Raw genomic sequence first — 21,825 nt, forward strand, 5'->3', positions numbered from 1 at the left:
TAATAAGATAATTAAATTTAAAGCTTACTTGATTTTTGTTGAAATAATGTCTGTAGCCCGATATTTTGAAAAATTGATCTACAAATTTGTGACAACCAAAATAACCGCATCGTGCCATGAAAATTTCCAATTATCTAATTCCAATAACTATTTTAGTTGCTCAACTATTTACGGTGCAAAGTGCCAGCAGCCAGCAAACCTTTTGCAACCCGTTAAATATAAGTTATCGTTTTACCTTAGATAAGCCCTCGCGTCGTGCAGCGGCAGATCCCGTTATGGTATTACATAAAGACAATTATTATTTGTTCGCAACAGCATCTGGCGGATACTGGCATTCAAAAAATCTACTTCACTGGACTTTTGTTACGACCAAAGATTTGCCGTTTGAGAAAGATGCGCCGACAGCGGCAGTAATTAACGGGGAACTATATTACATGCCTTTGAACAGTCATATCATTTATAAGGCTACCGACCCGGTAGCAGGTAAATGGGAAGTATACACAACTACTTTTCCTTTAGCGATTGGTGATCCTGACTTTTTCCAGGATACGGATGGAAAGGTGTATATGTATTACGGCTGTACCAATAATGACTACCTTTATGCGATACAACTGGATCCGGGGAATCAGCTTAAACCGATCGGTCAGCCAGTAAAAGTATTACGAGGCGATCCGGCAACGCGGGGTTGGGAAAGACCGGGAGACTTTAATACCTCAACCGAACGACCTTGGACAGAAGCGCCCTGGATGACTAAGCATAACGGCAAATATTACTATCAGTATTCGGCTCCAGGGACGCAGTATAAAAGCTATGCTGATGGTTATTTTGTGTCTGATAACCCTTTAGGTCCGTTTACCTATTCGCAGACAAGCCCTTTTTCGGCGAAGCCAGAGGGATTTATTACTGGCGCAGGGCACGCTTCAACTTTTCAGGATAAGTATGGCAATTATTGGCGCGTGGTAACCATGGTCATTTCAGTTAAACATATATTCGAGCGGAGATTGGGCTTAATACCAGTAACGTTTGATAAGGCCGATAATATGGTGGCGCATACCGAATTTGCCGATTACCCGATGGTGATACCAAATCATAAAATGAAAGATGTAAGCGAACTATATCCCGGATGGATGATGTTATCCTATAAAAAAACGGCTGAAGCCTCGTCAAGTTTGGACGCTAACCAACCAGCGCTTGCGGTTAATGAAGAAATACGTGATTACTGGAGCGCGAAAACCGGCGATAAAGGGGAATGGTTAGGTGTTGACCTCGGCTCTGTATCAACGGTAAAAGCTGTACAACTCAATTTTGCCGAAAATAACACTCAGTTATTTGGCCGTAATGGCGTGTTGGCACAACAATATCTCTTGGAATACTCGATTGATAAAAAGAATTGGAAAAAATTAGTGGATAAAACTTTAAACGAAGAGGATCTAACTCATCAATACCATGCAGTTGAGGTGCCTGTTAAAGCTCGTTACCTTAAAGTAACCAATTATAGGGTACCGAGCGGCACTTTTGCTATATCGGGCTTCCGTGTTTTCGGATTAGGCACCAGCAAGAAACCTGGAAAAGTAAATTCATTTGAAATGCTGAGAGATGTTGCTGATAGCAGAAATGTTAAATTATCCTGGAAAAAACAACCGAATGCTACAGGCTATAATATCCGTTTCGGCGTTCAGAAAAATCATCTGAACCGGGTATACCAGGTCTACAATGATACAGAGCTTACCATACGCAGTTTAAATAAAGATCAAAAATATTGGTTTGCTATTGACGCGTTTGGCGAAAACGGAGTAACTAAAGGGGATGTGCAGTAACTGTAATTGGTAACGATGGTATATTAATGATGAAGTTGTAAAAATAGCTCTCTAAATACCCTTCCGATTCATGGATAATTAACTAACTATTTTATTAGCGGCTGCTTTTAAACTACTGGCATAATCACTCTATTTCTTTATTTCAAAAAAAAATTTTTTTATTCGATCAGGTTCTCTAGTAGAGATTTGAGGTGATAAAAAATCCCTAGTAGAGATATTGCAAAGTTCTCTACTTAGGGATAATGTTTTTTCCGATTCAACAAGCAAGAAATTACTCTAAAAACTCGAATTATTGCCGTTTAGAAGCTCGCTATATTCCTTGATTTTTTTCGGTAAATCGGCTAACCGCTTCCAACCCGCTATAAACTTCGATGTAATTTGTACCTTTAAGCACCCAAAAGCCTTTCATGAAAATGAGAGGCTTTTTTGGTTTTAGTGGTGGGATGATCCACCGGGCAATCATCAAACGTGACTATTCGGATGGCCTAAACAATGAATTTCGTTTATCAACTAACGAAGAGAAATCTATATTAAGCGAATTTATTTGTCGCTTCTGCTCATACACCTGGTTTAATTCAGTCATAAACTTATCCATTTCTTTAGCTACCGGATGCAGCTGGTGGGCTAGATGGAGCATTTCCTCGTGCTCCAGATCGCCTTCGCTGATGAGCGTAGTAAGACCAAGCATTGACGAAACGGGCCTGCGCATGACGTGCGAAATGTCAAATAAGATTTGTTCAACAGAAGCGATGTAGTCTACCAGGGCTGTTATATCACGGGTGGCCCCATACCATACAACCTGCCCGGACTTATTTTTTTCAGGAATAGCCTGCATCCAGCGCCACCGGATTAAATTGTTTACTATGATCCGGTATTGGAAACTCATCAAAGCCGGCGATTGGTAGGCTTCTTTCATCTTTTCATTGAAAAGAATTTTATCATCATCATGCAAAACTTCAAGAACTTTTTCCGCATCGCGGGAAATCTCTTCCAGGTCAGCTGTATAGTTAAATTCCTCCGTTCCCCTGTTAAGAAAAAGGATATTTGGTTTTCCGCTCTCTTCTATTTGGAACATGTAGGTATTACCAGGGACCTGACTGGTGATCTTTCTGATCATTTGTTCACTTTCCTTAATTTTTTCCTCGGCCTTAATACGTTCAGAAATATCGGTGTGGGTACCCAAGGTTATATTGGTTAAGTTTCCGTGCTTGTCATGCAGCCTTCTGGCACGTGACCAAATCCAAACCCAGTCGCCGTTTTGATGAAGCATACGGAAAAAGCTTTCATATAACTTCGTTGAACCCTCCATTAAAAATTTATCGAAAATCTTTGTTGCACGTTCGCGGTCATCCGGGTGGAGGCGGTCAACCCAGGACATGCCCTCTGTATCCTCCCAAACGCCGTCGGGTATGTCCAGTCCGAGCATGGCAAAATATTGTGCGCTGTACCATACCCGGTTCGTATCAAGATCGTATTCCCAGGCGCCGGTATTTGAAACGGCAATAATGGATTTATAACGTTCTTCACTTGCCCGCAGTTGTTCTAGCGCCTCTTTCTTCCTGGTAATATCGCGGTTGATGGACATATATTGATATACATTTCCTTCCTCATCCACAAACGGAACGATCATGGTATCTACCCAATATAATGAGCCGTCTTTGGCCTTGTTGCAAAATTCGCCCCTATAAGATTTACCCTCCTGCATTGCACTCCCTAGTTCGGTGAAATATTCAGGCGGGTGATGACCAGACCACAGGATACTATGTGGTTGGCCTAATAACTCTTCATTGCTATATTTACTAATTTTACAAAAATTATCATTTACAAAGGTGAAGGAGCCATCTACAGCAGAAATACTAATGATAGAAGAGATATCTAATGCATACTTATAATCTTTCAGTTCCTTTTCCCGGTCGCAAAGATCGTGAACGGTTTGATCCTTTAGATGTTCCGCTTCTTTCCGCTTTATGATTTCACGTTGTAGGCCGATCAGACACTGCTGCGCAGGTGATTGATAGCGTAATATTGTAAAACCAATACAGTGCCAAGGGGAATCATAGCACTTATCCACCGGCTAATTGGATCGTGTACGACTATAGGGGCGGGCAAATGGCCGGTTACCTCAAGATAGGCCAGCCCGAAGTCAGCTGCTATTGTTAATATGCCAATCCCTAACCCGCCTCTCCGGCCCAGTAAAAACCCAGCGGTGAGGATAACACTCATTTGGGACAGAATGCCTGGCGCGAAGATGCCCCCTGCAGAGTAGCAGGGAATTGTGATATATAACCACAACATAATTGTGAGTGACCAACTTGCAGTACGGGTGCGACCAAAATGGTTCAAGGTAAGGTTAAACGCAGCTATCAGGAGTGCGATGCTCAGTAAGAGCAGCCAGCGTAACCACAATTGGGGGAAATATAAGAAGCCTATCGAAACAACTACTCCGGTTACCATAGACCAGATAATGGTCAATGCATAGACCATATAGCTTTGATAGTTCTTTTCTTTATCGGGCGCTAGCAGAACGTTTTTCATAAAAGAGACTTAGGATAATTACGAACAACTAAAAAGAGGAACCTACTCGGTTTCAGTTAGTCATCAATAAATATACATAAGTCTGTGATAATTGCATGATCAATTAGTGTAATTAGCAGGGTTTTAACCAAGACCCTGGCGCATTAATTAATGATTTTGAAGATACAGGAATGCAATAGCCAAGACTATCAACCCGAATAATACCGCCAGTGTGATTTTCCATGCACTAAGCGGTCGTTCGCCTATAACCTCGCCTGTACTGGCGTTAACCGTAAACTGGTATATCTTTGCGTTGTATTTGTAAGCGCTTACCCATACCGGCAACATTAGGTACTTAATAGCATTATTTTCATAATCTGTATTCGTATCGTCTATCTGCTGCTCGTCGCCTCCGATATCTGATCTGATGGCAGAGTGAATTTCGTCGATGGTTTGTTGTTTAGCTAACTGCAAGCCCTGTTGCGGATCAATCTGATAGGTCTCGGAACGAAAGCCGCTCATGTAACGTTCATCAAATTTTACAAGTGACGAAAACTTCCAGGGGGTTAGATTATATAGCGTCTTATCAGGTAATGATTTGCTGGCTGGTACTACCAAGTCCCTAAAATCACAATTCACGGTGCCTGATGCACTGCTCCAGCGGGTGTGTCTAACCTGACGGGTTCTGGTTTCACTTCGGCCATTTACCGTTTCAGTATAGGTTTCTGTGGTGTAATAATAATCGCCCCGCTGCCCGGTGTAAATGGTGGTTGTATCGGTATCATAAGTCCAGTGTGGCAGGTAAACCCCTTTTAATGCTACAGAGCTGTTACTTGCAATCTTAGCCAAGTCGTTTGGCGTCCACCACAGCCCGGCCAACCATTTTTTAAAAAAATCAACCCCTTGCTGCTGCGTAACTTCAAAGGGTAAAACATAGTGGGGTTGTACGTAAGCTTTGCCGCCTTGAAGGTCAAGTACCAGCGGACTGGTGCAGAAAGGGCACTTGTCCGATGTTACAAATACCTCAAGCATGGTTTGAGAGCCACAACCGGGGCAGCTTACTGCTTTAAGGCTATCGCTCTGTTTGCTTGTGTCTATTCCGGCGACGAATTTTTCATAGTCCAGCGATACAACCAGGTCATCGTTGGCTTTGCTTTCAATAACATTGCTTTCGCCGCAGTATTGGCATTGTAAATTACGGGTGCCGGGCACGAAGTGCAGCAAAGCACCACAACCACCGCAACTTAACGACTGGTTTACTGCAGACGGATCAACGACCTCGCTCATGATATTTAGATAGGGTTTAGGTTTAAATTAAGACAGGGCAGGAGGTTGGTCATTAAACAGATCGTCAACCTCGGGGACTGAACTTGCAGGGGCCCATGCGGCCATGCCTTTAGTCCATATCATTGTTTCTTTACTAATTAGTTTATTACCAGCCATTACCCGGATATCGCCTAAAGTATGAGGGCCATCGGCCTTACCGTCTTTCACTACGTGATACTCTGTAACCTGGGGCACTGGTGGTATTGCACCGGTAGGATTGTTGGGATTAAATTGGTTTTGCTGAAACACGTTGCCAACCTGGCCCATCATGGCAGCGCCAACACCAAGGCCCATACCGGCTGCACCAAGGTTACCACCAATGGTATTCTCGGCAGCTTTTTCCATAGCGTTAGCGGCCTGAAATTGTGCATAGGCGCCAAGGTTACCTACAATGCCCATCTGGCTGCGTTTGTCAAGCGCCTGCTCAACCTCTGCGGGTAGCGAGATGTTTTCGACGAACAGCTTGGTCAGATTAAGACCTATTTCGGCAAAGTCGGGCTGTATGGTCTGGGTAATTAATGTTCCCAGTTCGTCATAGTTGGCGGCCAGATCAAGGATGTTTATTTTGGACTGTGCCACGGCGTCCATAGCACGGGCGACCACTGTATTGCGCAATTGCTCGTTAATGCTATCCACTGCGAAGTCGGGGTTGGTAGCTGATATTTCCTGAAGGAACAACTTCGCGTCCTGCACTTTGAAGTTAAATGATCCAAAAGCACGTAAACGCACCGGGCCAAATTCCGCATCGCGTATCATTACCGGGTTCTTAGTACCCCATTTTTGATTGGTGAACTGGCGGGTACTTACATAGTAAACGTCGACCTTAAACGGACTATTAAACAAGTGTTTCCAGGCCATTAGCGTAGTAAGCACAGGCATATTTTGCGTTTGCAACTCGTAAGTGCCGGGCATAAAGACGTCGGCAATGCGGCCCTCGTTCATAAACACGGCCACTTGCGACTCGCGCACGATCAGTTTAGCACCCATTTTTATGGCGTTGTCTTTTCGCGGAAACTTCCACACCAGGGTGTCCTGGGTATTATCTACCCATTCAATAACATCTATAAATTCATTAAGTATTCTGTCAAACAAGCCCATAGGTACAAAGGTTAAATAAAAACTAAATATGTAAAAAAGATATCATATCAGTTACACCAGTTAGAATATTTAATAAGCGTTTTGTTACAACAAGGCCTTGTTATCAAGAAATATAAAGATCAATTCAATAGCCGTTTTTTTACAAAAAGAAATGAAACAAGTGAAACACTTTTTTTATTCAACCTGCTGTAATATAGTGCTTTGTAAATTGTAGTGAATCAGTTTGCAACAGTAGTAATTCTTTAATGAATGGCACTTAACTATCTGAAAAATAGATATTTGATTTGACTTTTGGAATTTCTATGAAAGTACGTGAATCAGTTGGTGTGAATCACCCGGAATGAGGTGACATACTTTACCTTCTGAGGTATTTTAGCTAATTTCAACCAACGCTATCCATTGCCGGATGACTGCCTTTAAACCATCTTTTTTACTTTCAACATCATTCATATCAGCAATTTTTACCATTCTGCGGCCGTCGGTGTAGTTGCCTTCCAATAGGCCGGTAGTGTCTGTAATCTTAGCCCCTGTGGGAAACACCATTAATACATTGCCCCTATGAAGGTTTAGCACAACAATATCCCTTTTATATTCTTTTGGATCAAAAGGAGCCATTTCGCCAGTGTAGAAGAAGCTGGGCGAGTTCCACTTGATCTGCTCGCCAATCATCGGGTCAATGCTCAGGATGATCTGCCGAAGTTTATTGATGATAGCTTGCAGGGACTGATCGTGCTTTTTAATATGCTGATCTACCGCTTCGGGGTTATGTATGTCTTTAGCTTTCATAATGGTTGCAGGTGCAATGTCGTTGTTTGTTTTGACATCTTTAATGGCAAGCCGGGACGTATTTAGGGGCCGATCAGGACAATTATATCCGGAAATTAAACCTTCGTCATCAGTTTTTATCCAACCCAAAATTGCAAACTGTTTTTGTATATTTAACCAACCAAACCCTACCAATGAAACACCTTATCCTTTCAACCTTATTACTCATCAGCGTGTCCTCTTTTGCGCAGTTGCCATTAGGCAAAAAAATCAACATTACACCTGCCCGGGAGGAGCACAAAATCAACGCCACAACTATCAAAACCAGCTACAAGGTATCCGCTTTAAAGAATAATGTAGTTATTGAGAATACAAACGGTTTTACATCAACCTACAACCGTAACGGAAACATAGGCACTATCACTAACTCTGATGGTAGCCAATCAACTATCAGTAAAGCTGGTAATACGGCTACTATTAGCAATTCAAATGGCGCGGCCTACACGGTTACCATTACAGACAATGTTTCAGTTATCAGCAGCCTGACCGGTAAGGTAGCTACGGTAACCAACAACGGGTCAACGTCAACCATTGTCAATGCAGATAACACAACATCAACCGTGAACAATTACGGCGACATCAGCGCCGTCACTTACCCCAATGGTACAGCTTATGCGACATTTAACTATGCCGAAATAATTAAACCGGAGGTTGTGCCCGTAAACGGTATCACCGTATCAGACAAAGGGATAACAGTCGGATTTACCATAACCGGCAAACCCAAGCCAACCGTCAGCACCTTTTCAAGCACCACCACTGTAACTACTAATCAATGACCTATTTATTTTCCGGTTCAACTAAACAAAGTTTCATCCCAAGTTAAACCTTCGGCCATTTACTTCATCAAAATTACAACAACCAACTTAAACACGATGAAGAACCTTATCCTCGCGGCGCTTATACTAATAGGCACCAACGCCCAGGCCCAAACCAGGGTAATTACCAATATTGATGGTACAAAATCTACCATCAATAAAGCCGGCAATACCACACTTATAGTTGATAGCAAGGGCATACATACTACTATAACCAACACAGGCGAAACGTCTGTTATTAAGAATAGTAGCCAATATTTAACATTTGAACGTAGCGGTGGCACCACTACCATGACAAGCTCAAACGGTAGTGTATACAACTGGATAGATAGCCAGGCATTTATAAAATTGGTTAATATCAATGGTAATTTTACCCGATATGATCGTAACGCTACGCCTTTTACTTTGTCTGTAGCCGGGCGGAAGTTTGAAATTATAGTTTATGAAAATGCCTATACGCTTGAGCATCTGGACGGCTCAAACTTGATTACTACCGTTGCCGGTAATAAGGTTAGCACAAACTATCCGGCCGCTAAACCATTGTCAGACGAAGCCTACACAGGTATCAAGTCGAAAATTGTGAATGCCGATAGTACCTACACTACCATTATAAAAGATGGTGATACTTATAAAGTTAAAACGGAATATACCATCACCAGAGTAGGCAATAGGTCTATTATTGAAAACCCTGATGGCACGAAGGTTGAAACTACCGGTACGGAGGCGCTGCTTACTCCCGCTACTAAGACTGTTAAGCAACCAGTAAAGAAATAATGGAATGGCGGTTATTGTGTAAAAAACACACTTTAATTAGAATAAATTATGCGCGTTTTTTTGTTTCTTTACCATACAATCAGTTAAACGCAATAATTTATGATTAAAGCTAAACACTTATTGGCCGTTGCCGGCCTAATAGGTACTTTGACCTTTCCGGTTACGGCAAACGCGCAAAAAACTACTGCTAAGGCAACGGGCAAACAACCGGTTGATTTTGTCAACCCGTATGTGGGCGCTATAAGCCACATGTTGGTGCCATGTTACCCAACTACCCATCTGCCACATAGTATGATGCGGGTTTTCCCGGTTAGGCAAGATTATACAACCAATCGTATTGGCGGCCTGCCTTTAATTGTTACGCATCATCGCTCAGCATCAAGCTTTAATTTTTATCCTTACCAGGGCCCGGAGAGTGGCATATCGCCAAGTGCGCAATTAAGCTACGATCAGGAAAGTATTAAACCTTACCGTTTTGGTGTGTATCTTGACGAAGCTAACGTTGCTGTAGACTTTGCTCCATCGCATCAAAGCGCGGTATACAAGATAAGCTTTGAGAAGGCAGAGGCTCCCTATCTGATATTTAATGCAGGCCGTGGTGGTCAGATCAAGGCCAGTGGCAGCGTTATTAGCGGCTACCGGGATCTTGGTAACAAAACTAAAGTATACCTATATGCAGAAACCGATGTCCCAACGTCAAAATCAGGCGTACCGGCGCGCGGTAGTGTAACCTGGGGCGAGTCTGGAAGCGCCTTGGCGGTAGCTTTCCCTGCCGGTACGCGTAAAGTAGGTATGCGTTACGGTGTATCTTTCATCAGCGAAGCACAGGCTAAGAAAAACCTGAATCGCGAGATTAAAACTTTTGATGTAGCCGCTGTTGCAGCCGTTGGCCGTAAAATATGGAACGACGAGTTGGGTAAGATAGCCGTATCAGGCGCGGTGGATAAAGAAACTTCTGTTTTCTACACATCGCTTTATCGCACATTAGAGCGTCCTATCGTAATTAGCGAAGATGGCCAATATTTTAGCGCTGCCGATGGACAGGTACACAGTGATGAGGGTCATCCGTTTTCTACAGATGACTGGAGCTGGGATACTTACCGCGCCGCCCATCCATTGCGCGTATTGACGGATAAGAAAGAAGAAGTAGACGTATTGAGGTCATACATCCTGATGTCAAAACAAAATGGGACCAACTGGTTACCAAATTTCCCAACAATAAGCGGCGATGACCGTGCCATGAACTCTAACCATTTTATTGGTAGTTTCATGGATGCTTACGCAAAAGGCTTGCGTGGTTTTGATTTGGCCGATGCCTACAAAGCCGGCAAAGGTTCGGTAGATGATAAATCATTATTGCCGTGGTCGCGCGGCTTAAATTCGGGCGAGTTAGATGCCTTTTACAAAGAAAAAGGTTACATGCCTGCCTTGAAACCGGGCGAAAAAGAAACCGTTAAGGAGGTACATGGCTGGGAAAAACGCCAGCCAATTGCGGTTACTTTAGGCACGTCTTACGATGAATGGTGCCTGTCGCAAATGGCTGCCGCATTAGGGAAAACCGATGAAGCCAATCACTACCTAAAAGCATCATACAATTATCGTAACGTGTTTAATCCTAAAACCGGTTTCTTTCATCCTAAAGATAAAGAGGGCAAATTTATTGAGCCGCTGGACTACCGTACATCAGGTGGAGTTGGCGCACGAGAATATTACGATGAGAACAATGGCTATGTTTACCGTTGGGATGTACAGCACAACATAGGCGACCTGGTATCACTGGTAGGTGGTAATCAGAAATTTATTGACGGTTTGGAGCAAATGTTTAATGAGCCTATACCGGGATCTCGCTGGGATTTTTATGCCATATTGCCAGATCATACCGGTAACGTGGGTATGTTCTCTATGGCTAACGAGCCAAGCTTCCACATCCCGTATCTATATAATTATGCAGGCGCACCCTGGCGCACTCAAAAACGCATTCGCTCGCTGCTTGACCAATGGTACCGTAACGATTTGATGGGAATCCCCGGCGACGAAGACGGTGGAGGTATGACATCGTTTGTAGTATTTAGCCAGATGGGTTTTTACCCGGTAACCCCAGGATCGCCAACTTATAACATTGGCAGCCCTTGTTTCCCTTATGTAAAAATGAATTTAGGCGGTGGGAAGTATTTCGAGATCAAGGCTAGGGATGCATCGTTCACTAATAAATACATCCAATCTGCCAAATTAAACGGCAAGGTATGGGATAAGCCATGGTTTCACCATAGCGATATTGCAAACGGCGGCGTGTTAGAATTAGTAATGGGCCCGATAGCGAATAAGCAATGGGGGATAAGTTCGCCACCACCATCTGCGGCGGCAATGCCTAACTAAAAAATGTTCAAGGGATGCCCTCTAAGTTTTGAGGGCATTGTACTATTAAGAATGTTTAACTGATAAGACTGACAAATAAGATCTGACCTATAAGTATTTGATTTACAAAGTTATAAAAGGCATTGTAAACTTTTAGGCATTTTGTTTGTAGTAACAATTGGATCATGAATGGTCATGATCTTTACGAACAGATACCTTATGAAAACTAAGTTAATGTTATTGCTTATCCCCATCACTGCGGTACTTGCAACCGGTTGTGTTAGCAATAAAAAATATCAGACACTACAAACAGATTATACCGCGCTGCAAACCAAGCAGTCTGAACTAAAACAAAGCTATGACCTTACCCAACGCGAGTTGGAAGGATCAAAAACGCGTGTTAGAGGTTTAGAGGAGCAAATAGCATCCGAAAAATCGAGCCGCACGGCCTTGCAGGATGCATTAAACAAATGTTTAGCCGGCAACAACCAGGGCAACGTAAATATTGCTAAACTGGCCGATCAAATAACTGCGAGTGATAAGTACATTAAACAATTAATTGCTGCAAAAGGTAAAAGCGACTCGCTTAATTTAGTATTGAGCAATAATTTAACCCGTTCATTGAGTCAATCAGAAATGAAGGATGTTGATGTGCAGGTACTTAAAGGGGTTGTTTATATTTCATTGTCTGATAACATGTTATACAAATCAGGCAGTTATGAAATATCTGATGTAGCAGGTGCCACTTTAGGCAAAATTGCTAAGATCATTAAAGATTACTCGGATTACGAAGTGCTGATTGAAGGTAACACTGATAATGTGCCTATCAAATCTACCGGTATCCGTAACAACTGGGATTTGAGTGCTTTGAGGGCATCATCTGTCGTGCAGGCGCTGCAAAACACCTACCAGGTTGATCCTAAACGTTTAACTGCAGGAGGCCGTGGCGAGTATAACCCAATTGCCGATAACAGTACCCCAGCGGGTAAAATTAAAAATAGGCGTACCCAAATTATCATAACTCCAAAACTAGATCAGTTTATGGATCTGATAGGTAAACCAATGGAAAAATAATAAAAGGTAATATCTTTATTACTCAACGCCCCGGCAGTAAATGCCGGGGCGTTTTTTGTTGCTTTAAGGTGCTTATTTTATATATTAGCCACACAAAACCAGTTGTATAATGCGCCAATATTTACCTATCAAGTTATCTTTCAGAAACATTGCGTCTTGTTTGTCTTTAGCAGTCGCCATCCTCACCTCATCTGCAGGTACAGCGTCAGCTCAAAAACTGCAAAACCTTAAATGCGAATATCTAACCAACCCAATGGGCATTGATGCGCCGCATCCACGTTTTACCTGGGTAATTAATGATAGCCGTAAAGGTGCGGCGCAAAATGCTTACCAGGTTACGGTGAGTACTGATTCTGTGGCCTTAAGCAAAGCCGAGTCGAATACCTGGCAATCGGGCAAGGTTACTTCGACATCGCAATTAGTAACTTATGATGGTAAGACGTTGCAACCTTACACCAGATACTTTTGGCATGTCTCTGTTTGGGACGATTCCGGTAAAATTACTTCATCGGCCATTAATAGCTTTGAAACCGGCTTAATAGAAAAATCAAACTGGAAAGGCACCTGGATAAGTGACGGCCGGGGCCCCGAAGTAAAGCCTGCGCCATACTTCCGGAATGTTTACGACCTGAATAAAAAGATAAAATCTGCCCGTGTTTATATTGCTGTGGGTGGTTTATATGAGTTATATATTAATGGAGAAAAGATTGGCAACCACCGTATGGACCCTATGTATACCCGTTATGACCGCCGTACGCTGTATGTTACTTATGACGTGACTAAAGAGTTGCAGCAAGGTAAAAATGCCATAGGGGTTATCTTAGGTAATGGTTGGTACAATCATCAAAGTACCGCCGTTTGGGATTTTCATCGTGCCCCGTGGCGCAACCGCCCGACATTTTGTTTGGACGTGCGCGTAACTTATGAGGATGGAACCGTACAAACCCTTACATCAGACAAAAGCTGGAAATCATCAACCGGCCCTATCATATTCAATAGCATTTATACAGCCGAGCATTATGATGCCCGCCTTGAGCAAAACGGCTGGAACACCGCCGCTTTTACCGAAGGTAGAAGTTGGAGAGGAGTGATCATTCGCCCTGCACCTTCGGCTAACATCGTGTCGCAGGCTATGGAGCCTATCCGTGCTACCGAAACTATCCCCGCCGTGGATATGAAGAAACAGAATGACAGCACTTACCTGTTTAATATTGGCCGCACCATTGCCGGTGTAAGCAAAATTACCGTTAGTGGCCCTGCCGGTACAGTTATCCGCCTAAAACATACCGAGAAGCTGGATAAAGACGGTAAAGCCGACATGTCGAACATTGACGTACATTATCGCCCTACAGACAAAACCGACCCGTTTCAGACGGATATTTTCATATTGAGCGGCAAAGGCGAAGAGAGCTTTATGGCCAGGTTTAACTATAAAGGTTTTCAGTATGTTGAAGTTACCGCCAGCAAACCTATCAATATTAAAAAGGAAAGCATAACCGCCTACTTTATGCATAGCGATGTGAATACCAAGGGTACCATCACGTCATCAAACGAAGTATTAAATAAGATTTGGGCGGCATGTAATGTGTCCTACCTGTCAAACCTGTTTGGCTACCCGACAGATTGCCCGCAACGCGAGAAAAACGGTTGGACAGGCGACGCCCATATTGCCAGCGAGACCGGCCTATATGGTTATGACGGTATAACGGTTTATGAAAAATGGATGGCCGATCATCGTGACGAGCAGCAGCCTAATGGTGTGTTATCGTCGATCATTCCGTCGGATGGCTGGGGTTACGAGTGGGGCAACGGTCCGGATTGGACAAGTACAGTTGCAATTATACCCTGGAACCTTTACCAGTTTTATGGTGACAGCAAAACGCTTAATGACAACTATGACGCCATTAAACGCTACGTTAATCACATTGATGAACTGTATCCAACGGGATTGACTACCTGGGGACTTGGTGATTGGGTGCCGGTTAAGTCAAAATCGCCGGTTGAGTTTGTGTCGTCTATCTATTATTACACCGACGCTAATATTTTAGCTAAAGCTGCCAGGTTGTTTGGCAGGGCAGAGGATGAACAAAAATATACGGCGTTGGCCCTTAAGATTAAAAATGCCCTCAATGCAAAATATTTAAACACCACCACCGGCATGTATGACCAAGGTTACCAAACCGAACTTAGCATGCCATTATATTGGGGCATTGTTCCGGAAGAATTAAAAGCCAAAGTAGCCGCTAATTTAGCCGAGCGTGTAAAGCAGGATAACAATCACCTTGATGCCGGGATACTGGGCGCTAAAGCCATACTAGGCGCGCTGAGTGACAATGGTTATGCTGATGTTGCTTATTCAATAGCGGCACAAGAAACCTTCCCGTCATGGGGCTGGTGGATAAAGAACGGTGCTACCACCCTTTATGAAAACTGGGACGTATTTGCAAAAAGCGACTTGTCATTAAATCACATCATGTTTGGTGAGATTAACGCCTGGTACTACAAAGGCCTGGGCGGTATTAATATCGATCCGGCTAATCCCGGCTTTAAAAACGTATTGCTTAAACCAAACTTTGTAACAGGCCTAAATAGCTTCGAATCCAATCATATTGGCCCTTACGGTAAAATAGTTTCAAATTGGAAACGTAAAGGCAGCAGCGTTATTTATTCGGCTATAGTACCGGCAAACTCTAGCGCTACGGTGACTTTCCCATCAGGTAAAAAAGCTTATTTGAATGGTAAGGAAGTTGCGGGTAACGGATTACGTATATCCTCGGGTAGCTATGAGTTCACGGTAAAGTAATCCCAAAATACTTATAACAAAAGCGGCCACCTTAAAATTAAGGTGGCCGCTTTCGTTTGCATGGTTATTGTTTTATTTACCCATGCTTCTTCTTCATATTCATCTTAGCCTTTTCGCCTGAGCTGTAATTGTAGTTCTTGTTGTTTGATGCCTTTTTTTCGTGGAAAGCCGCGCCGCGCTCCGGTTCTGTTTCTTTAGGCGTTTTTGGGGCTTTAGGTTTTGCATCGCTTACAATTACCAGGTCCTCGGGCAGTTCGGCAACTTCCATTTTATTGCCGGTTGCTTGTTCTATCCTTTTAACCAGACTTAGCTCCATATCAGTGGCAAAGGCCAGGGCTATGGTATCCTCATCGTGTGTTTTTGTAACTCTGTTTATATAAGTTTCCTTATCGGCCGGCAAATCAAAATGAATTAAAAACGGGATGCCTGATAAATCAAGCTGCTGTTCATCTTCTGTAATTATAATGATGGCTCTTGCTTCGGTATTAGTTTTAAACTCTTCTAATGTTTTAAAACCATGCTCATCAAAATGCGGGTTTAGATAGCCCACAGCTTCGTGCATACGGCGGCTCATGCTTTGGTAAACCTTTTCGGCGGTAGTACGATTGCTTATAAAAACTACAGCTTTGGTAAATACCTCGGCATCATACATAAACAAATTAAGCAGGTTAACCTTGGTTAAAAAGTTAGGTACGTTATAAAGCAGTTGTTGGTGAGTATCGATAGTTGTTTCTTCCAACTCATCAATTTCAATTGTAGCCGGCTGTTTCATAAACGGTGCTATCATGGTTTCCAAGCGACCATGCATCACATCTGTAAACACCAGGTGCTGCGCTTTAGGTATACTGTTGGCCAGCTCGGCAATGGGTAGCTGCATGCCTTTTTTAATCATGCGGTCGGCATCATCAACAATATACAGCTCCATTTTATTTAAGTTCAGCGCAAGCTTTAGGTAAATAGCGCGTGCGCGATCCGGCGTGGCAACCACAATATCGGCACCGTCTGCCAGTGCATCAAGTTGCGCGTCAAGTCCCGGGGTAACATACAAGCCAACAATTGATATGGAGGTGTTTTTATTTAAGCGCTCAAAAAGCGCCACAGTGATGTGTACATCCTCTGCTTCGGGTACCAATATCAAAACCTTTGGCACACCTTCAGGGGCATAGTTAAAGCGGTTCAGTGCGGTTAACACAAGGGTAGTGGTTTTGCCGGCACCCTCCGGGGCAATAACAATTACATCCTGACCGCCAATAATACGGTTCAAGGTTTTCTGCTGAACATCTTTAGGGCTGGTATACCCAAGCTCGTTTAATGATCTAATGAGTTGTTTATTCAGCTTTATTTTGTCAAACCCGGGCATAATTTCTATTTAGTAATAATTTGCAAAGCTAACTATAATTCGCTAAAGCTAAACTTTGGTTTTCAATACATGATTTGAAATACTAACCAATGCCCCATATCGGACGGCAGAAGTTTGCTTCAAGAACCTACGTTAATCTTTAATAAGCGGCTCTAGCGGGCATTATGGTACAGTTGTTGTACCGTTTATGACGTACTAAAAATCTATAATTATGAAAACGCAGGATTTTAAAAACAACAACAATAATCAAGGTAGTACCACTGCCGACAGAAATTTTACAGATCAGCGCGAACGCCTGAAACAACAAGGCGTAAGCAATGGGGGTGGGCAGCCATCCTTCACCACGTCAAGTAAAGACAGCGCGCATAAGCCGCAACATAAAAAGGACTAATAACAAAGCCTCTCAATTACACGAGAGGCTTTTTTGTTATACAGCGGTTTATAGCTACTTTTGGCCGTATGAAAAAACTGCTTTTGCTATGCCTGGTAGCACTTACTGCCTGCAACTCAAAACCTAAAACCCCATTTGAGATATTAAAGTCTGAAAAAATTAAAGATGGTATCAGGTTGGATGTACAGGTTCACAACCGCATAAGTAAACCCGATCTGATAGCCATTGCCTGCTACCTGCGCAACGATAGCGCTGATTATAAAACACTGCAGGTAGATTATATCTTACCCGGGCAAAGTCATAAAAACAAAGGTGGAGTAACCGTATACGCCACGGCAACTTATCACGACAAGGCGCTGGTTGTACCGGCGGATACCATTAGAGATAAAAACAACGACCTGCTGGGCTTTGAGTTTGTTGGATTTAGCCCGGAGCAGGCTAAAAAAATGTTAACCATTGAGCACCAGGAAATGACTGGCAAACATATTAATGGTCGCTTTTTAGATGACGCCACTAAAACCACTACCATCATTTACGAGGATAAACATAACGATAACCAGCTTTATATTTTAGAGCTCGACGCAGATGGACAGGTGGTATCGGCCATACAGCCTATGGAGGTTACGGTTAAGGGCGTTAAAAAAATGGTAGTTAGCCGCGAGGGCGACTATATGACCCTAAAAGACAGTATCCTTACAATGTACAGCGGCGCAAATATGAACCAACCTTTCAGAAGCTTAAAGCAAAGCCTTTAAAAAGCTTTAGTTTGCTACCGGTCTTGGTGCTGGCTTGTTTTGTGCAAAGCGCTTGCTGATGATACTTAACTGATCGTCGGTAAGTTTCGAGGTGTTTTTTAACAGCTGCGCAAAGTGTGCTACTTCATTATCGGCCGCCGGGCAACCAATATTTTCGCCGTAGGTATCTAATGATGCACCTTTGGGGCGAATCTGGCTATCTGCCAAAACTTTTCCTTCACCGTCTAATATTACCCAAAACGGCAAGCCGCTTTTTTCGCCTTTAAAAGCTTTTAACTGCTCTGCAGCGCCCGGGTTTTCTAAAGCCTTTTGGGCGGGCTGCTCTTGCACATCTAAATGAGTAATCACGTAGTTATCGTCAAAAAATTTCTTTGTTGTAGCATCACTCAGGCTGGCATCCATCTTTTTACACCAGCCGCACCATGAGGCATGAAACATGAGCAACACTTTCTTATTTTCGTTTTTTGCTTTAGTGTAAGCTTCTTTCAAAACGGCATCGGCCGTTGGCGGGGTAGTTTGCCCGAAAGTCATCGTCGCGAAAGCAAATAATAAGATGGCTGATAGTGTAAAGCTTTTCATGGATAGCTGTTATTTATGTTGTGATGATTAAAGATAGCGATTACTTTACAACAACCTGCGCGGTGTTACGGCTAATTTGCTCCAGCAAAGTGGTCTTACCAATTGTCAGATTTTTAATTGTGTCATGTAAATAGTGCCTCACAGTAATTAAGGTTAAGTCGCTGTTATACTTTACTTTGTAGGACGAATTTAAATTTTTTAGAAGCTTGTCAAGGTACTCCGGCGTATAGTCAACACAAACACTAAAGCTAAGGGCCGACGTTTGCATTACATTGATCTTAACATGGCTTTTGGCAAACCGGCCTATAATATCGCTTAGGTGATCTTCTGATACAAAAGAATAATCCGATGTAGATATGGATAACAGTACCTGATTATTCTTAATGATAATAACCGGTTTTTTAAACACGTTTGTTACGCCCTCTTTTATAACCGTGCCTGGCTGGGTTGGGTCGCCGAAAGGCTTCACCAATAGTGGTATGCCTGCATTTTTTAAGGGCTTAATGGTTTTGGGATGTATAACCGTGGCACCGTAATAGGTCATCTCTATCGCTTCGTTATAACTTAGCTCATCAAACTTTACCGTATCGTCAAATAGCTTTGGGTCGGCGTTTAATATCCCGGGTACATCTTTCCAGGTGGTGACGGAATCTGCGTTTAAGCACGAGGCGAATATAGAAGCCGTATAATCTGATCCCTCTCGACCTAGCGTAGTTGTAAAATTTTCAGACGTGCCGCCCAAAAAACCCTGTGTTACAATAATGCTTTGGGTTAATTGTTCAGGGATGCTAAGCGTTATGCTTTCGCGTGTTTTATCCCATTGTACATTGGCTTCGCGGTATTTGTTGTCAGTATGGATGTAGCCGCGTACATCAAGCCATTGAGCTTTTAAACCTGCTTTGTTAAGGTAGGCGGCAACTATCCGGGTCGATACCAGCTCGCCCACGGACACGATCTGGTCATAAATAAAATCGTAACTGTCTTGTGGCTCATCTTCCAGCATCCAATCAATCTCAACAAATGTATTGGCTACGTCGTCAAATACGGACGCACTGCTATCAAAGAGTTCGGCTATAATGTCGTAGTGATAACGTTTTATACTTTCGTAAATGTCCTGAATATCGTCGCTCTGGTCAAAATAAGCTTTGGCAAGCTTTTCCAGCGCGTTTGTGGTTTTACCCATAGCCGAAACTACGATGAGCAATTGTTGATCTTGATACAAGCTAACCACTTTAGCCAGGTTGATCATACCTGCTGCATCTTTAACAGACGCGCCTCCGAATTTAAAAACAAGCATTTATTTAAGATATTGAGTAATAACCGACTTAGGTTTTAATAAAGATTTGATATTAGCGTAGGGGATAAGCACTATTGTTTGTCCCGCTGCATAAGGTTTTATTTCATATTGATTGTAGAGAAACTTAAGGCCGACAGGTGTAATAACAAAATTTTCATTCAGCGTGAATTTGGCATCCTTAAAAAAGTAGTCGTTGGCTAAGGATGCGGTAGGCGTTAGTTTTTCCTGCTGTCTAAAAATAGTCTCGGCGATAGCAGTTAAGCTATCCCTGTAGCCGGCTATCAAAACATCCTTTAAGCGGATATCATTATTCGCTTTGGTGTCCCAATTAATAAAAGCGGTGGTTGAGCCACCGTGCGCGCCACCCTGGTAACTATAACCGCTTAACTCTAAAGTAGTAAGGCTCGAGTCCTGACGTGTTAATGCAGCCTTTATAGCCAGGGTATAAAATATGCCGGCATTATTTTGTTTTGGACTATCATTTTCATAACCCTTTATAAAATTTTTAGCATACAGTTGTAGCGATGTATCAGGTTTTACGTCCGGGTTGTTACCGCCAAATAGCATAATAAGTTTATGCCGGATACTATTGTTTAAAAGTTGTTGTCCGTTAAAAACAGGGTAAGTAATGCTGGCGACTGTACAAGCGCTATCGGCTTTGTTAACGCAATCATTAGCGCGTTCCTTGATTATTTTAGTTGTGTAAGTTAAAGTGTCTGTGGTAATATCGGGCTCAGCCTGGCCCGAATTGCCGTTACTCCAGTTGCATGCGCCTAAAGCTGCTGTTAGCAATAACATACTAAATAACCTCACTCTGTTTTTCATGAGCTAATAATTCAACAGTTGATCTTTAGATAATGAGGCATTTAACCAGCCAGCTTCGATAGCGGCATTGTATTTGGCATAAAAATTCAGGGCTGGCTCATTCCAATCAAGTACCTGCCAAACCATGCCGCTAAAGCCCATTTCTTTAGCCTCTATAACAAGCTGATCAAATAACAGTTTGCCAATACCCCGGCCACGCATGGGTTCGGTGACAATAAAATCTTCCAGGTACATACGGCAGCCTTTCCAGGTTGAGAAACGCACATAGTACAACGCAAAACCAACTATTAATCCATCAATCTCGGCTACAAAGGCTTTCCAAACCGGCTTTGCGCCAAAACCGGCATCTTCAAATTCGGCTAGTGTAACCGTAACTTCCTGCGGCGCTTTTTCATAAAGCGCTAACTCGTTTACCAGTTCTAACAGGCGAACACAGTCTTCTTTAGCGGCGTTTCGTAAGTGAATATTTGTCATAGAGCCATTCATTTATAAGGGATTAAAAGCAAATCCGAAATCAATCAATTGTTTTTAAAATGCTTAATAACCCTATCGCCAAAAATGGTACTGCCCACACGTATCATATTGCTACCTTGCGCTATGGCAAGTTCGTAGTCTGAGGACATGCCCATCGATATGGTATCGAAGCTGTCTTCTTTTCGAAAAAAGCTTGCCTTAACACCATCGAAAAACACCTTCAATTCCTGAAATTCGTCTCTCAATTGTTTTTCCAGGTCGGTATTAGTTGCTATGCCCATAAGGCCGCGTATGCGCACATTTTTAAGGGTAATATATTCTTCTGACCACAGCAGTTCTATGGCTTCGTCAAAGCCTAAGCCGTATTTGGTTTCCTCGTCGGCTATGTAAATCTGCAGTAGGCAGTCAATCACCCGCTTATTCTTTTCGCCCTGTTTGTTAATCTCCTGCAAAAGTTTCATGCTATCAACAGACTGTATCATGCTGATGAAAGGGGCTATGTACTTAACCTTATTGGTTTGCAGGTGGCCTATCTGGTGCCATTCTATATCTTTTGGTAGTTGTTCGTATTTTTCCACCATTTCCTGAACCATGTTTTCGCCAAACAGGCGCTGACCGGCGTCATATGCTTCTTGAACATCAGCGGCGGTTTTAGTTTTTGATACCGCTATAAGCGTTACCTTTTTTGAGGTAGTTTCTGTTTTTAAGCTTTTGATATTATCTGCAATGCTCATTTATCCGTA

At 42.8% G+C, this 21,825-nt stretch carries 19 protein-coding genes; 8 read left to right on the plus strand and 11 right to left on the minus strand.

The annotated features are described in order from the left end of the window. Positions 1-116: 116 nt before the first annotated feature. On the plus strand, positions 117-1,817 hold the full coding sequence (locus ACFSYC_RS11130) for a family 43 glycosylhydrolase (RefSeq protein WP_377127211.1): 1,701 nt from the start codon (positions 117-119) through the stop codon (positions 1,815-1,817). A 472-nt stretch (positions 1,818-2,289) separates the two neighbouring features. Here ACFSYC_RS11130 and ACFSYC_RS11135 read toward each other — a convergent pair whose 3' ends face one another. The 5 genes from ACFSYC_RS11135 to ACFSYC_RS11155 form a co-directional block, all read right to left on the minus strand. Beyond that, the gene (locus ACFSYC_RS11135) at positions 2,290-3,888 is read right to left on the minus strand and encodes a PAS domain-containing protein (RefSeq protein WP_377127214.1); all 1,599 of its coding nucleotides are present in this window, start codon (positions 3,886-3,888) and stop codon (positions 2,290-2,292) included. Then, positions 3,807-4,301, minus strand: coding sequence for a hypothetical protein (locus tag ACFSYC_RS11140; RefSeq protein ID WP_377127217.1), 495 nt, complete (start codon positions 4,299-4,301; stop codon positions 3,807-3,809). The genes ACFSYC_RS11135 and ACFSYC_RS11140 overlap by 82 nt, the downstream gene beginning before the upstream one ends. Positions 4,302-4,499: 198 nt before the next feature. After that, positions 4,500-5,618, minus strand: a complete 1,119-nt coding sequence (locus ACFSYC_RS11145) for a zinc finger domain-containing protein (protein WP_377127220.1) — start codon at positions 5,616-5,618, stop codon at positions 4,500-4,502. 27 nt (positions 5,619-5,645) lie between these two features. Further along, entirely contained in the window at positions 5,646-6,755 is a 1,110-nt protein-coding gene (locus ACFSYC_RS11150; RefSeq protein WP_377127223.1) for an SPFH domain-containing protein, read from the minus strand. Between the two features lie 372 nt (positions 6,756-7,127). Then, positions 7,128-7,670 carry a DUF1801 domain-containing protein gene (locus tag ACFSYC_RS11155; protein ID WP_377127226.1) on the minus strand — a complete coding sequence of 181 codons (543 nt, stop codon included), beginning with the start codon at positions 7,668-7,670 and terminating at the stop codon, positions 7,128-7,130. 44 nt (positions 7,671-7,714) lie between these two features. Between ACFSYC_RS11155 and ACFSYC_RS11160 the strand changes: the two genes are divergently transcribed. From ACFSYC_RS11160 to ACFSYC_RS11180, 5 genes are all read left to right on the plus strand, one after another. Then, entirely contained in the window at positions 7,715-8,356 is a 642-nt protein-coding gene (locus ACFSYC_RS11160; RefSeq protein ID WP_377127229.1) for a hypothetical protein, read from the plus strand. Positions 8,357-8,452: 96 nt separating this feature from the next. Beyond that, positions 8,453-9,169, plus strand: a complete 717-nt coding sequence (locus tag ACFSYC_RS11165; RefSeq protein ID WP_377127232.1) for a hypothetical protein — start codon at positions 8,453-8,455, stop codon at positions 9,167-9,169. 99 nt (positions 9,170-9,268) lie between these two features. Continuing rightward, entirely contained in the window at positions 9,269-11,545 is a 2,277-nt protein-coding gene (locus ACFSYC_RS11170) for a GH92 family glycosyl hydrolase (RefSeq protein WP_377127235.1), read from the plus strand. Between the two features lie 198 nt (positions 11,546-11,743). Continuing rightward, entirely contained in the window at positions 11,744-12,598 is an 855-nt protein-coding gene (locus tag ACFSYC_RS11175) for an OmpA family protein (protein WP_377127238.1), read from the plus strand. Positions 12,599-12,707: 109 nt separating this feature from the next. Then, positions 12,708-15,401, plus strand: coding sequence for an alpha-L-rhamnosidase (locus ACFSYC_RS11180; RefSeq protein ID WP_377127241.1), 2,694 nt, complete (start codon positions 12,708-12,710; stop codon positions 15,399-15,401). A gap of 76 nt (positions 15,402-15,477) precedes the next feature. Here the strand turns inward: ACFSYC_RS11180 and ACFSYC_RS11185 are convergent, their stop codons facing one another. Beyond that, entirely contained in the window at positions 15,478-16,761 is a 1,284-nt protein-coding gene (locus ACFSYC_RS11185; RefSeq protein WP_377127244.1) for a DEAD/DEAH box helicase, read from the minus strand. Positions 16,762-16,972: 211 nt separating this feature from the next. Here ACFSYC_RS11185 and ACFSYC_RS11190 point away from each other — a divergent pair, with 211 nt between their 5' ends. Both ACFSYC_RS11190 and ACFSYC_RS11195 read left to right on the plus strand, forming a co-directional pair. Then, the gene (locus ACFSYC_RS11190) at positions 16,973-17,152 is read left to right on the plus strand and encodes a hypothetical protein (RefSeq protein ID WP_377127247.1); all 180 of its coding nucleotides are present in this window, start codon (positions 16,973-16,975) and stop codon (positions 17,150-17,152) included. 68 nt (positions 17,153-17,220) lie between these two features. Beyond that, positions 17,221-17,907, plus strand: a complete 687-nt coding sequence (locus tag ACFSYC_RS11195) for a hypothetical protein (RefSeq protein WP_377127250.1) — start codon at positions 17,221-17,223, stop codon at positions 17,905-17,907. A gap of 6 nt (positions 17,908-17,913) precedes the next feature. Here the strand turns inward: ACFSYC_RS11195 and ACFSYC_RS11200 are convergent, their stop codons facing one another. Genes ACFSYC_RS11200 through ACFSYC_RS11220 form a run of 5 tightly spaced genes read right to left on the minus strand, consistent with a single transcriptional unit; the run spans position 17,914 to position 21,816 of the window. Further along, a complete protein-coding gene (locus ACFSYC_RS11200) occupies positions 17,914-18,486 on the minus strand; it encodes a thioredoxin family protein (RefSeq protein WP_377127253.1) in 573 nt (190 codons plus the stop codon). A gap of 40 nt (positions 18,487-18,526) precedes the next feature. After that, positions 18,527-19,783 (minus strand): aspartate kinase, encoded by a 1,257-nt coding sequence (locus ACFSYC_RS11205; protein WP_377127255.1) that lies wholly within the window; start codon positions 19,781-19,783, stop codon positions 18,527-18,529. Then, positions 19,784-20,608 (minus strand): DUF3298 and DUF4163 domain-containing protein, encoded by an 825-nt coding sequence (locus ACFSYC_RS11210; protein WP_377127258.1) that lies wholly within the window; start codon positions 20,606-20,608, stop codon positions 19,784-19,786. A 3-nt stretch (positions 20,609-20,611) separates the two neighbouring features. Next, entirely contained in the window at positions 20,612-21,094 is a 483-nt protein-coding gene (locus tag ACFSYC_RS11215) for a GNAT family N-acetyltransferase (protein WP_377127261.1), read from the minus strand. A gap of 32 nt (positions 21,095-21,126) precedes the next feature. After that, the gene (locus tag ACFSYC_RS11220) at positions 21,127-21,816 is read right to left on the minus strand and encodes a YggS family pyridoxal phosphate-dependent enzyme (protein WP_377127264.1); all 690 of its coding nucleotides are present in this window, start codon (positions 21,814-21,816) and stop codon (positions 21,127-21,129) included. Between the last annotated feature and the right edge of the window lie 9 nt (positions 21,817-21,825).

The organism is Mucilaginibacter antarcticus (genome assembly GCF_042686155.1).
GTDB lineage: Bacteria > Bacteroidota > Bacteroidia > Sphingobacteriales > Sphingobacteriaceae > Mucilaginibacter > Mucilaginibacter antarcticus.